Annotated in this window: 6 protein-coding genes; 4 read left to right on the forward strand and 2 right to left on the reverse strand. The window is 64.5% G+C overall.

Annotated elements, in window-relative coordinates; all coding sequences use genetic code 11:
• The first annotated feature begins 13 nt into the window (after positions 1-13).
• A complete protein-coding gene (locus tag ACQR0W_RS08595; protein WP_434840629.1) occupies positions 14-1,102 on the forward strand; it encodes an MBL fold metallo-hydrolase in 1,089 nt (362 codons plus the stop codon).
• Positions 1,103-1,282: 180 nt separating this feature from the next.
• Here the strand turns inward: ACQR0W_RS08595 and ACQR0W_RS08600 are convergent, their stop codons facing one another.
• Complete coding sequence (locus ACQR0W_RS08600) at positions 1,283-2,641, reverse strand: tyrosine-type recombinase/integrase (protein WP_434840628.1); 1,359 nt, start codon at positions 2,639-2,641, stop codon at positions 1,283-1,285.
• Positions 2,642-3,273: 632 nt separating this feature from the next.
• Positions 3,274-4,371: an IS256 family transposase gene (locus ACQR0W_RS08605; protein WP_316166305.1), complete on the reverse strand. Its 1,098-nt coding sequence runs from the start codon at positions 4,369-4,371 to the stop codon at positions 3,274-3,276.
• Positions 4,372-5,185: 814 nt separating this feature from the next.
• On the opposite strand from ACQR0W_RS08605, the gene ACQR0W_RS08610 reads away from it, so the two are divergent.
• The 3 genes from ACQR0W_RS08610 to ACQR0W_RS08620 are packed head-to-tail and all read left to right on the forward strand — an operon-like array spanning position 5,186 to position 13,583.
• Positions 5,186-6,733: a ShlB/FhaC/HecB family hemolysin secretion/activation protein gene (locus ACQR0W_RS08610; protein WP_316166307.1), complete on the forward strand. Its 1,548-nt coding sequence runs from the start codon at positions 5,186-5,188 to the stop codon at positions 6,731-6,733.
• On the forward strand, positions 6,733-12,024 hold the full coding sequence (locus tag ACQR0W_RS08615; protein ID WP_316186540.1) for a filamentous hemagglutinin N-terminal domain-containing protein: 5,292 nt from the start codon (positions 6,733-6,735) through the stop codon (positions 12,022-12,024). Before ACQR0W_RS08610 ends, ACQR0W_RS08615 begins: the two co-directional genes overlap by 1 nt.
• Positions 12,024-13,583 (forward strand): sensor domain-containing diguanylate cyclase, encoded by a 1,560-nt coding sequence (locus ACQR0W_RS08620; protein WP_316186539.1) that lies wholly within the window; start codon positions 12,024-12,026, stop codon positions 13,581-13,583. Before ACQR0W_RS08615 ends, ACQR0W_RS08620 begins: the two co-directional genes overlap by 1 nt.
• Positions 13,584-13,969 lie beyond the last annotated feature (386 nt).

Genomic DNA, 13,969 nt, shown 5'->3' on the forward strand with positions numbered 1-13,969 from the left:
GAGAGGCACGCCAATGTTTCGTATCACCATGCTTCCCGCCGCGGACGGCGACTGTTTTCTGGTCGAGACCGCGAGTGCTGCGGGCACGCACCGCCTGCTGATCGACGGCGGCCGGACCGCGACGGCCCGCCATTACCTGCGCCCGCTGATCGCCGGTCTTGCGCCTCGTCCTGGTCCGACCATCGATCTCATGGTGCTCACCCACGTAGACGCGGATCATATCGAGGGATTGCTCGACTTGGTGGGTGCGGACGACGCGCCGACGATACGAGAACTCTGGTTCAACGAGATGCGCCACCTCAAGCTCGCCAAGGACCTGCGCCCGGCTCCGCGCGCCGGAAAACCGATACCTACGCTCAATGTCCCGCAAGGAATAAGCTTTGCCAAGCTCGTTCACGACCGCGGCTATGGCTGGAACACAACCTTGCGCAATGGCCCGGTGATGATCGACGGGGGGACCGGGAAGCTACCGTCTTTTTGCCTCTCCTCAGGTGCTGTGTTGACCCTGCTCGGTCCCCCGCGCGAGAAGCTTGCCGCCTTCGCTCAGGATTGGTCAAAGGCGATCCTCAATTTCAATCAGACCCCGGAAGTCGTGCTTACCAAACGGGTCATTCCGGTGCCGACGGTTCAGAATGTCGAGGCGCTGGCGCGCGACCGCGACGTAGCCGACACCAAGAAACCCAACGGCACCAGTATCTCGTTCGTGCTGGAACACGAGCACCGGCGCGTCATGTTCAGCGCCGACGGACATCCAGACGATCTCGCGAGCGCTTTGCGGCGTTTTCAGCCGCAAGACCAGCGCATCCGCTTCGATGCTATCAAGGTGCCGCATCACGGGAGCGCGGCGAACAACACCTCGCAACTCATCGATCTCCTCGACTCGCCGCTATGGCTGATCTCGTCCAACGGAGCTGTACATCGTCACCCTGACCCAGAGGCGATCGCCAGGATCGTACTGGCAGAATCGCGGGGCAAGAAACTTGTATTCAATTATGCGACGCAGTACAATAAAGTTTGGGCGCGGGACGAGCTGCACGCCCGCTTCGGCTACAAGGTCGAGTTCGCTCCCAGTGGTGAAGCCAAGGTGATTGATCTAGTGTAAATATAAGCTCTCAATGCACTGATTGCGAATGAAGTTAATCGATCTGAAGCAATAAAATCCTGATTTTATGAACCAGGAGGCGATCTTCATCGCATTCGATGACTACGCCCTTCTGACAAGTTGAACTGATGGTGGCTCTGCGGCTATCTCCGAGTGCAGTCCGTGTACCTATTCGGACCTCTAGACGACAAGACGCTGAACGTCCTCAGCGCGCGCGAGCCGCTCATCGATTGCATCCGCAAGAAATCGCGCTAGCGCCGCTTCGCGAGAATTGCGATCCAACGCATAAGTCGTCTGCTTGAACTTAATGCCATCCAACAGACCACGGATGTATCCGGAAATGTTGTCTGCTGCCATAATGAGCGCGGTGTCTAGCGAATGGATGTACTTGCTAGTCACAGATCCTTTCGAATGACCGACCAGAGCCGCAATGGTCACTTCAGTAAACCCGAGATCGTTGGCGACGCTGGCGAAGCTATGACGCAAGACATGCGGGGTTACATCCGGAAGTGACGATTTTCTAAAAAGCTGCTCCCAATGATTTGGGAAACTGCCGAAGGCGTTGTCATCCCCAGAACCGGGGAAGACATAGGATCCGACCTTCTGCTTTCGACGAGCTTCCATGAACTCGACCACAGGGAGTCCGATTGGACGGATAGAGGCGCCCTCTTTGCTGTCTGCCAACCGCAGACAACTTGTTTCGGTGTCGACCTCCGACCATTTGAGATTGATAATCTCGCTGCGGCGGCAGCCGGTAAGCGCGATCTGGCGAATGATGTCGACGGTGGTTGCGTATTTCTCGTCATGGCCGGCTGCCCGCAACATTTCCCCGAGCGTTCGATACTCCGCTTCGGTGAGGCGACGCGTGCGCATATTGTCTTTCGGCTTGCGAATGCCGTGAGCAGGATTGCTCTCGATAATGCCAGCTTCAACCGCATAGGTGAGTATACCGCCGAGGAGGCCTACAGTCCGCGTTGCCGTGCCAGCACCGCCGCGGACATTGGCCTTTCCACGGAGCTTTTTGGTTTTGACGCTGACGCGGGTTTTGCCGGCCATGATGTCCTTGAGGACCTTGTTGATATCGGCTTTGACGAGGTCCTTGACGCGACGAGTGCCGATCAGCGGCACGATATGGCGATTGATCCGACCCGTGTCCGTCACCATTGTCGTCGCCTTCTTCGGGCGTCCGCCCTTACCAAGAAGAAGGCCCGCTTCGAAGTCTCTGAGGTACAACTCGCAGAGCTCTTTGACAGTCACAGCCTTGTGGTCGAGCTGCCGCTCTTCGGCAGGGTTATCACCCTGCGCCACCCTCCCCAGTTGGATCTTAGCTTCCTTTCTCGCGAGCTCCGGCGTCCAAACGCCATGGACACCTATCGTATAGCGGCGGGAACGACCAGCCGAGCGATATTGAATCAGATAGCTGCGCTTGCCCGACTTGAATACGCGTAGGCCAAAGCCGGGCAGTTCATCGTCCCAGATGACGTAGTCTTTGCCCTGGGCTTCGGCGCTGTCGACGACGCGTTTGGTGAGCTTGGTCACAGGATTTCTCCCGTCCGAAGCCCTTCTCCCGCGTAAGCACCACGTAAGCAGTTGGAAGGAAATCGGGGCGTATCATAGGATACGGCTCGCCGGGCCGAATTCCAATTTTGCAGTGCGATTTCAGTACGATAGCGAAACATCGGATGCCCTGGCGCTGTTTTGCGTAGGGCAAGTTAAAAAGCTCCGAAGGCAAAGGTCACACGTTCGAATCGTGTCGGGTGCGCCAGTCCTGGCTTGGTCCCGTGACGCGGTTGGACAGCCTGCTGGCTTTTGCCTCGCCTGCGCATCGGTCCGCAGCGCATTCTCTCCCGGCCCTGCTCAATATCCCCGGCGAGCATTCTGATCGTCGCGTGCCACCGTCGCAGCAGCCCTAGCTAGCTGGTCCAATCGGGTTGCTGGTATGAGGACGACCTCGCCGAAGCGGTGCGTTCCTATTTTCCGGTTACGCACAACGTTGCCGATGGCGCGGGTGGCGCTCCGCTTGCCGGGCTTTTGCAAGAGCGCGCCCGCTTGGCCGGAAAGAAGGTCGGGGTGATTTTGTCGGGCGGCAATATCGATGCGTCGGGATCGTGTCCCATTGCGTGGTGTAGCTAGCGGTGGGGCAGCGCGTTCGCCGGGGAGAGCTGGGCAGGTCAGCTGGCGATCGCCGGAAGGCTGACGGTGGGATCATCGCTCAACGGCGCGATTGTTTCCAGTGTCATGTAGCGGGCGTGCTGGACGGCCCATTCATCGTTTTGCTCAAGCAGGATCGCGCTGATGAGGCGGACGATGGCGTCTTCATTGGGGAAGATGCCGACAACCTCGGTCCGGCGCTTCATCTCGCCGTTGAGGCGCTCGATCGGATTGGTCGAGTGCAGCTTGGTCCGGTGCTGCGGTGGGAACGTCATATGGGCCAGCACATCGGTTTCGGCCTCGTCGAGGAAGCCAGCAAGCTTGGGCAGTTTGGGGCGGAGTTGATCGGCGACCGTCCGCCACTGCGCTCGTGCAGCCTCGGCATCGTCCTGGGCAAAGGCGGTGGCGATGAAGGCGGAGACCACGCGCCGGCCGCTCATGCCGGCATGCGCCAGCGCGTTGCGCATGAAGTGCACGCGGCACCGCTGCCAGCTGGCGTTGAGCACCTTGGCGACGGTGGCCTTGATACCTTCATGGGCGTCGGACACGACCAGCTTGACACCGCGCAGGCCGCGGCGGGCGAGCTTGCGCAGGAAAGCGGTCCAGAACGTCTCGGCTTCAAAGGGACCGATGTCCATCCCGAGCACCTCGCGTCGGCCATCGCTATTGACGCCGACCGCAACAATCACCGCGACCGACACGATGCGCCCGTTCTGACGCACCTTCACGTAGGTGGCGTCGATCCACAGATACGGCCAGTCGCCTTCGATCGGACGGGCGAGGAACGCCTTCACCTTGTCGTCGATCTCCGCGCAGAGCCGGCTCACTTGGCTCTTCGAAATACCGGTCATGCCCATGGCCTGCACCAGATCGTCCACCGAACGGGTCGAGACGCCCTGCACATAGGCTTCCCGAACCACGGCGGTGAGCGCCCTCTCGGCCATCCGGCGCGGCTCCAGGAAGCCGGGGAAGTAGGAGCACTTGCGCAGCTTGGGGATGCGAAGCTCGACCGTGCCGGCACGAGTCTCCCAGGTCCGGTCGCGATGGCCGTTGCGCTGGGCCAGGCGCTCGGGGGTCTTATCCACGAGCGTGCGCAGGTTCATCATTTCGTCGGTCATCGGTGGTTCCTCGGTTGCGTTGGCGTGTCGCAACCCGATCCTACCGGAGAACTGCCGGTGACCACCGCAAAGCCGCCCGCCCGCTACGGCGCTATCGGAGGCGCGCGTCCGAGCGGCTTTGCTCTACCGAGCTACACCACCACCGGGGACACGACCACGCGCCCCAGCCCATCGCTCAATCGCCGGGTGGTCAAATATGGCATAATGGTCAATCAAACTGCACTTTAGTGAGGCTTACATCTGCGGATTGTTCGCGGCGCCTAACGCCGGTCTCGGCCAGGGCGCCGGCGTCCTGCGAGACGCTCAGCACCCTGCCGTAGACAAGGCCGTAATGGGTGAAGTTGAAGGTGTCGATCTTTATCTCGGCCGCCTCGCCGAAATTGACGAAGCCGAAGTCCCAATGAGATCATGGCTGCGGAATAGCCGTGCGTCTCATGGAGCGTGTACCTGTCGGCGAGGAGGACGGCTTGGCGCTGGCTGGCTCATGATCGCTCCGTGGAATTACTGGCTGGCCCCGCAGAGAGCTCCACTTCAACGTCCCATTAAGCATGAAGCGCTTAGGTCGTTGGGCTGAAAGAAGTGCGCGCGCCTCGGACAACACCGTTGGCTCGCGGAGTGACATGAGTCGAAGCGGCATATGGCGAAGCCTGTCAGCTCCCTTCTATGTGCCGCAGCCAGTATCGGGGCGCTGATGTACTCCTCGTCCGCGCTATCCCAGATCGCAGCTCCCAGTCAGGTGACTCCGCCGAGCCTGCGACCTCAATTCCCGGCGGGCGAGCAGCCGTTGCGACTACCGGGGCCGTTGGAAACGGCCGTGCCGCCCGGCAACGCAGCCATGGCCGTCGTGGTCGGCGAGGCGCAGCTCGATGGCGCGTTTCCCGAGCTTCGCACGCTCACCGACCCCCTGATCGCTCGCGTCAAGGGCCAACGTGTCAGCGTTGCCCAGATCTATGCGCTCGCGACCAACCTCGAAGGCCTCTATTCGCGCGCCGGCTATCCGCTGGTGCGGGTCAGCGTGCCGCCGCAACAGCTGGTCGACGGCGGGACACTTCGCCTTGTTGTCATCGACGGCTTCATCGAAGCGATCGACGTCAATACGCTTCCTGAGCGCGTGCGAAACGTGGTCGCCGGCCGGACCAACTTGCTCCTGGGGCGGCCGCATCTCACGACCGAACAGATCGAGCGTGCGCTGCTGATCGCGGGCGACGTTCCCGGCTTGAGGCTGCGCAGCACCCTGGTGCGCGGCACGCGCGAAGGCGGGGTACGGCTCGTGCTCGAGGGCGAGCATCGGCTGATCTCGGGCTCGGCCGGAGCCGACGATCGCCTGTCGCGTTCGCTCGGCACTTGGCAGCTGCGCGGCACGCTGGCGCTCAACAGCGCGCTCGGCGCTGGCGAGCAGATCTACGGCACGGCCGGACTCAGCACGGATTTGCGTGCGGCCTCGGCAGGCGACGCGCCGGTCTCGCTCTACGGCGGCGGGGCCGTCGTGCCGATCGGAGCGGACGGCATCACGGTCAATCCGGAATACACGCATTCGCGGACGGTCACGAAGCAGACGCCCGGCGCCCCCGCTTCGCTCGGCAGCTTCGACCGGTTCGCGCTACGCCTGCGCGGGCCGATCGGGCTGTCGCGAAAGGCGTCGCTCTACGCCAACCTCGCCGTCGAGGATGTCGAGCAGCAGATCTCGGCGCCGGATTTCGGGGTGGCGCTCAGCCACGATCATTACCGCGTGCTTCGCGGCGGCATCGACTACGCCACGACGTTGCCGTCGCAGGCAGGGCTGCAGCTCGGAGCGCAGCTCTCGAAGGGGCTCGGCGGACGCAATGCCGAGGACGCGATCACCTCGCGCGTGCCGTTGTCGCGGATCGGCGCGACGCCCGACTTCGTCAAGCTTGCGGCCACCGCGCGCCTGTCGCAACCTTTGCCCGCCGGCTTCCGCTTCGATGTCATCGGCACCAGCCAGATCACCGGCGGCAAGGCCATGCTGCGCTCCGAGCAGCTGTCGCTCGACGGAAGCGACGCGCTGTCTGCCTTCGCGTCCGGCACGTTGAATGCCGATGAGGGCTTCACCTTGCGCGGAGAGCTGGCCTACCCGTTCGTGTTCAATGCGTTCGGCACGGGGGCCGCCGCATCGCCCTATCTGTTTGCAGCCGGCGGCCGGGGCTGGATCGCGAGTCCCTCGGCCGTCGAACAAGCCGCCCTCAACGCGGGAGCCGTGGGGACCGGCGTCCGCAGCAGCGTCAGCATTCCCGGCAGCTCCGCCGATGCGAGCCTTGCAGTCGAGATCGCGCGCGGCTTCACCGACGTCAGCGGCGTGCGGCAGGGCTGGCGGGCCAATGTCCTGGGCACGGTGAGCTTCTGATGCGCGCGTTCGACCACGCACGAAACGCGCGAGCGGCGAGCGGATGGCGCAGACGCGCTGCCCTCTTGCTCGGCTGCACCTCTCTGCTCGCCATATCATCGCGCGCGCTGGCGCAGGCCGGTCTGCCGCAGGGCGGCAGCGTCGTGTCAGGTCAGGCCACGATCGGCGCGCCGGCGGGCAATACCCTCACGATCAACCAGACATCCTCCAGGGCGATCGTCGACTGGAACAGCTTCTCTGTCAGTGCCGGAAACAGCGTCAACTTCGTCCAGCCGAACTCGAGCGCAGCCATCCTCAATCGGGTCACGGGGACGACGACCTCGACCATTGCCGGCCAGGTCAGCGCAAACGGGCAGGTGTTCCTGGTCAATCCCAACGGCATCGCAATCACGCCAACTGGGTCGGTGCAGGTTGGCGGCGGCTTCGTGGCCTCGACGCTCGACATCGGCAATGCCGATTTCAACGCCGGCCGCCTGATCTTCACCGGCAAGGGCGCTTCGGCCGCCGTCAGCAATGCCGGCGCGATTTCCGGCGCGAGCGGTGCATTTGTCGGGCTGATCGGCGGGACCGTGTCCAACAGCGGCACGATCACCGTGCCGCTCGGCCGCGTCGGGCTCGGCGCCGGAGAGGCGATCACGCTCAATCCGACAGGCGACGGCTTCCTGCAGGTCGCGCTTCCCACCAAGTCCACCACCGCCGATGGCAAGGCGATCATCGACATCGCCGGCAGGATCAAGGCGGCGGGCGGCGCGATCGAGATCAAGGCGGCGGCGGCCCAGCAGGCCGTGCGCGACGTGGTCAACGTGTCCGGCGTGCTCAGCGCCCGCTCGCTGTCGGGCCGCTCCGGCCGCATCGTGCTCGGCGGCGGAAGCGGCGCGGTGACCATATCAGGACGGCTTGCGGCCAATGGCGGCCGCAGCAATGCCGGCGGCACCATCGTGGTGACCGGGAAGAAGGTTGCGCTGACCGCGACCGCGAAGGTGAGCGCCGACGGCAAGAGCGGCGGCAAGGTGCTGATCGGCGGCGATATGCGCGGCGGCCGGGATCCGTCCGCGAAGCTGGTCGCCGATGACGTGCCGACGGCCGAGACCACTTCGGTCGCGCAGGGCGCGACCATCTCGGCGAAAGGCAGTGCCGGCGATGGCGGCAAGGTCGTGCTGTGGTCGGAGCAGACGACCGACTTCCGCGGCAGCGTCGTTGCGACCGGCGCTGATGGCGGCAATGGCGGCGGCGCCGAGGTCTCGAGCCACGGCCTGCTGGACTTCCGCGGCAGTGTCGACCTGACCGCCACGGGCGGCAAGACCGGCACGCTGCTGCTCGACCCCTATGACGTGACCATCTCGACCGCGGCCGATAGCAACATGTCGAGCAGCGGCAACACCTACTCGCCGACCGGCAACAGCTCGGTGCTGTCGGTCGCCACGCTGCAAGGCGCGCTGGCGACGGCAAATGTCACCGTCGACACCGGAAGCGGCGGGTCACAGAGCGGCGACATCACCGTGGCGAACGCCGTGACCTGGGCCAGCGGCCACTCGCTGACGTTGAACGCCGCGCGTGACGTCAACGTCAATGCGGGCATCAGCACCAGCGGCGGCGGGACATTCTCGGTGTCGGCCGGCCGCGACGTGAATGTCAGCAGCAGCATCACGGCCACCGGCGGAGCCCTCAACGTCAATCTGGCTGCGTCCGGAAGCTCGGGCTCGCTCGTTATCAACGGCGCAACCATCGACACGAATGGCGGCGCGCTGACCGGGTCCGCAGTTCAGGCGGGGAGCAACGCGGCTGTCTGGCTGGCCAATAGCACCCTCAACGTCGGCGCTCTGACGCTCACGGGCACCTCGGCCTCCGGCAACGGGGTCGTATTCGCCGGATCGAACGCCATCACCAACACCGGCGGCGGCACGTTGAGCATCAGCGGAAGCAGCCCCACGTTGCCGGCGTTCGTGTTGCAGGCCGGTGCGAGTCTGGATACCGCCGGCGCAGTCAGCATCACCGGAACGTCGAACAGCAGTGTCGGCGTCTATCTGCTGGGCAACAACACCATCACCGATCATTCCGGTGGTCTGACCCTGAGCGGGACGACGTCATCCAACGTCGGATTCTCGATCAACAGTGGCAACAACACCTTCACCAACTCTGGTGGCGGCACGCTCGCGCTGAACGGCACGGTCACGACCTCATCCGGATCCCAGGGCATCGCATTTAACTCAGGCGTGGGCCTGACCACGTCGGGCACGGTCACGCTCACCGGCACATCGATCACCTCCAACGGTGTCGAATTCCAAGGCTCGAACCTCGTCACCAACACCGCCGGAAACCTTACCGTCAGCGGAGCCAGTACCACCGGCATCGGCGTCTTCTTTACCGCCACACCAACAACGCTGACCAATTCCGGGACGGGAGCTCTTTCGATCTCAGGCAGTTCGGCTGCGGGCGCGGGAGGGGGATTTGGCGCGGCCATCAATTCCGACCTGACGACGTCGGGCAACATCTCGATCTCCGGCACCGACACCGGCACCTCCTACGGCCTGTACCTGAACGGCTCCGCGATCACCAGCAACTCGGGCAATCTCACGCTGAGCGGCTCCTCGACGGGTTCGAATGGCGTCTGGGATCAGGGCAACGGCACCTTGGCGCTGACCAACGCGGGGACCGGCACATTCCAGCTGATCGGCAGCACACCCAGCGCCAGTCGTGGCATCCGCTTCAATACCGGCAGCAATCTGACCACCCTGGGCTCCGTCTCACTGAACGGGTCGTCGGGAAGCGGTGAAGGCCTGTCGTTCAAAGGCAGCAACATCGTCACGATTCTGAACGGCACGCCGAGCTTTGCAGGCAGCTCGACCTCCGGCAGCGGCGTCTTCTTCCAGGGCGCCACGACCATCGATAACCAGGGGACCGGCACGGCGACGTTCTCGGGCACGTCAAACAGCGGCTTTGGCGTGAACTTCACCGGGACGAACACTGTGTCCGGCAACGTATCGTTCGCGGGCATCTCGACGGCGAGCGACGGCGTCAGCTTTGGATCAGCCTCGAGCCTCGCCGTAACGGGCGGGAACGTCGCCGTCAGCGGCATCTCCACCGCCACGAGCGGGTCGGGCTCGACGGTCGGCACTTACTTCTCCGGTGCGACGGTCAGTAACTCGGGCAGCGGATCGCTGACCATCACTGGAACCTCCAACGACACGGGGCCGACGAACAGCGGGAGCGCCGGCGTGCTCTTTGCCGGCACCGACGCCATCAGCAATTCCGGCGCTGGCACGCTGGCCATTTCGGGATTCAATCCGTCCGGCTACGGACTCCAGTTCCGGAATTTCTCTGCTGTAACTACATCTGGCACCATGTCGCTGGCTGGAACGTCGAGCACGGGTTATGGCGTGTTGGCATCGCTCGCCAGCTTCACCGCAACGGGAAGTGTGACGCTGACCGGCACCTCGAACAGCAATGTCGGCATGGTCGCCAACGGAGGCAACACGCTGACCGCGACGAGCGGCGCTTTGATCCTGCAAGGCACTTCGGTGTCCGCTGATGGCCTGCAACTGCGCGGGACGCTCGCCACCAGCGGCTCGGGGCTTGTGTCGATCAGCGGAACGAGTAGCGGCGGAAGCGGCGTCGCGGTCAACGCCAATGTGACCTCCTCCGGCACCACGTCGATCTCAGGCAGCTCGACCAGCGGCAACGGCATCTATTTGCGGGGCAGCACCACGATCGACAATCTGAGCGGAACCGCCGTGACGTTCGCCGGCACGAGCACCAGCGGGGCCGGAGTGACGATCGATCAAGGCAGCACGCTCACGACCTCAGGCGACCTGCAGCTGAGGGGGACGAGCAGCACCGCATCCGGCCTCGTCGCCAGCGGTAGCAACGCCATTACGGCCAACTCGGGCGCGGTCACCCTTGCAGGCAGCACCTCGTCCGCCTCGGCTGTCGGAATCGACACGTCTGCAGCCGGGGTTGCGATCACCAACAACGGCACCGGCACCCTCATCCTCGACGGTCGCGGCGGCGACCGGCTCGGCGCCACGATCACCTCAGGCGCGGCGCCGGTGGTGATCAGTGACACTGGTGCGGTGAGCCAGATCGGCGGCGCCATCGCTGCTACGGCGCTGCGGCTGTCGGGCGGAACGAGCTACGTGCTTGGCGCCAACAACACTGTCGGCACGCTTGCCGCCAGCGGCATCGGCGCGCTCACCTTCAACAACGCACAGAGTTTGACCATCGGTGCGGTACAGGGGATCAGCGGAATCAGCGCCAACGCCAACGCGACGATCCTCTCGGCCGGCGACCTGACGATCGCAAGCGGCAGCGCGGTGGTCGCCGCAAGCCCGGTCCTATCGGCAGCTCGTGCCTTCATCAACAATGCCGGCAGCGGCGCGGTGAGCGCGACGTCCGGCCGCTGGCTGATCTATTCGGCCGCACCCGGCGCCGACAGTTTCGGCGGATTGGACAGCGGCAATCCTGCGATCTGGAACGCGACCTACCAGTCGGTGCCGCCGGGGAGCGTGAGTGCGCCGGGCAATCGTTACCTGTTTGCGGCTGCCGCGCCCGGGACGGCCGGCAATGGCTCATCGTCCGCGAACACGGATCTCATTCCGGCCCCATCGACGCCCGCTCTGATTCCCCCCTCGCCGTCCTCCACGCCCGATTCCGGCGTCTTGAACGGCTTTGGAGCCGCAGCTGAGTCAGTGAACAATGGAAGGACCAGCGGCGGTGCTGGAGGTGGCCATGGCGGCTTGGGCGGTGCGGCCTCTGCCTCGAGCGCTTCCCAGGGTTCGGCAGGCCAAGGCCCTGCAGCCGGCCCGGCAAAGTCCGCAGCCGAGCATGCCGCTGCGGCTCCGCCGGCCGCCGCACCCGTGCCGCCGCCGAGCCAACCCGCCCAAGCTGCCCCCGAGCCACCGATCTTATCCGCGCCGCCCACCACGATCGCGCCTGCGCCAGCCCGAAGCATGGTCGATCTTGCGCTGTCGCGCCTCAATCGCGAAGCGCTCGCGACCACCATTGCCGAGGAAATTTCGCGTGTGGCCCGCTCCGCCGCGAGGTCATTGAGGGCCGCCGAATTCACCATTGCGGCCGCAAGCTCGGTCCTGACCGTCGGCTTCATCGCTTGGCTGCTGCGCGGCGGGACGCTGCTCGCCGCGTTCCTGGCCTCGGTCCCGCTGTGGCGCGGCTTCGATCCTTTGATGGTGGTGCTGCGGCCGCGGAGGACGGAAAGGACCCGCGCCACGTCCGAGGTTGATGCGATGTTCGAGGGCGGCCAGGGAGCCAGTCGATCGCTCGCGGACGTCACGTGATGAAGCGATGGCTGTCCCCCAAACTCCAGCTCAGCCTCGGTCTGGTATCCTTGACCGTCAGCCTAATTCTCGTCGCCGCCTCGCTTGGCTTGCTGCCAAACGAGGAGAGAGCCGAGCTGGAGCAGCGCGGCGTCACCGCAACCGCGATGGCGGTGCAACTCGCCGTCCTCGCCAGCCGCAATGACACGGCCGCGATCAAGGACACGATCGACGTCGTGGTCAGCCGCAGCCCAGCCATCCTCTCCATTGCCATCCGCGACGCGCATGGCAATATCCTCGCCGGATCCGATCGCCACCTGACCCACTGGCGCGAGCTGCCCGACGGCAAGTCGACCGCGACGCATATCCAGGTGCCGCTGTTCAATGATGACACGCCTGCCGGTCGGATCGAGATCGCCTTCAGGCCGCTCACCAGCGGAGCGAACCCGCTCGATCTGGGGCCGGCCCTGTTCGCGTTCGTGGGATTCATGGCGGTTACGGGCTTTGCCGGCTTCTACCTGGTGCTTGGCCGCGCCCTGCGCGAGCTCGATCCGAGTCGCACGATTCCGAAGCGGATTGAGGCGGCGTTCGATACCCTCGCTGAGGGCGTGCTGATCATTGACGACGACGAGCGCGTGCTGCTCGCAAACCGGGCCTTCAAACACAACGTTCTGACCGGTGGCGAACTTGAGCTCGGCTCTCCGGCCAGCGGATTGCCGTGGCTTTCGTCGGTGGCGGCTCCGGTTGCGCCAAGCGATCTGCCGTGGCGTGTCGCCCTGGATCATGAGCATCCGGTGCTCGGCGCGGAGCTGAGCATTCGCGATGCCGGCGGCGGCATGCACCGGCTCGTCGTCAACGCGACGCGCATCCTCGACGGCAGCGGGACGGCACGCGGCGCCATCGTCACGTTCACCGACGTGACGGCCTTGCATGAAACCAATATGCGGCTGAGCGCGTCGGTCGAGGAGCTGCGCAAGGCACAGCGGCATATCTCCGATCAGAATCTCGAGTTGCAATATCTTGCCTCGCGCGACCCACTGACCGGCTGTCTCAACCGTCGCACCTTTTTCGAACAGGCGGAAGCACTGCTGACCGAAGCAATCCGCACTCGGCGTCCGTTTGTCTTCATGATGGTCGACGCCGACCACTTCAAGCGGATCAACGATCGGTTCGGCCATGCCTTCGGCGACAAGGTGCTGGTCGGGCTCTCCGACCAGTTGCAGACATTCTGCGGCGCGCCGCATCTGGTCGGCCGTTACGGCGGTGAAGAGTTTTGCGTCGCGCTGATCGGCCTGAGCAAGACCTCGGCCGAACACGTGGCCGAGCAGGTGAGACGGTCGGTGTCGAACGTCGGGACTTGGCTGCCGGGCAGCGAACGCGTGACCGTCAGCATCGGGCTCGCGCCTCTCGACGATCCGCGCGACAAGCTCCTCGATCTGGTCAACCGCGCAGACAAGGCGCTCTACGCAGCCAAGACGGCGGGCCGAAATCGCGTGGTCGTGGAACGCACTAAGGATGCGGCGCCCACGTCGACCGTTGCGAGAGCGGCTTCCCGGGCCGGTTGGCGCTGTGATCCCTAACGAACGCCGCAGGCGGTCGGCCTTAGATGCCCTACCGTATCGGGGCGGACGCCGTCGCAGCGCTCGGCCAGCGGGCTCGCCGGACGACGGAATGCCAGCAATGGCTGATACGCAAGCCCTCGCGATCGCCGGTTCGTAGGTCGTGGGCCATGCTGCGCTCATCGGTACCCTTGATGGTGGTGACGCTCGGCGGAACGCCGACGCAGCGGGTCGGCATGGTCGACACCTCAACGACCCGATTTGCGAAATCAAGGTCGTCTTGGATGTTGCACGACGAGCAGTGACCGATGATCGTTCAGATCAAAGCGCTGGTTCTCAAAGAGCCGGGCCCGTCATGGATTAGGACGTTCCGGGATAACGTTCCCGTCCCGATACTACTTTCACAT

Origin of the sequence: Bradyrhizobium sp. HKCCYLRH1034, from assembly GCF_051168375.1 — a bacterium.
In the GTDB taxonomy this organism is placed as follows: Bacteria; Pseudomonadota; Alphaproteobacteria; order Rhizobiales; family Xanthobacteraceae; genus Bradyrhizobium.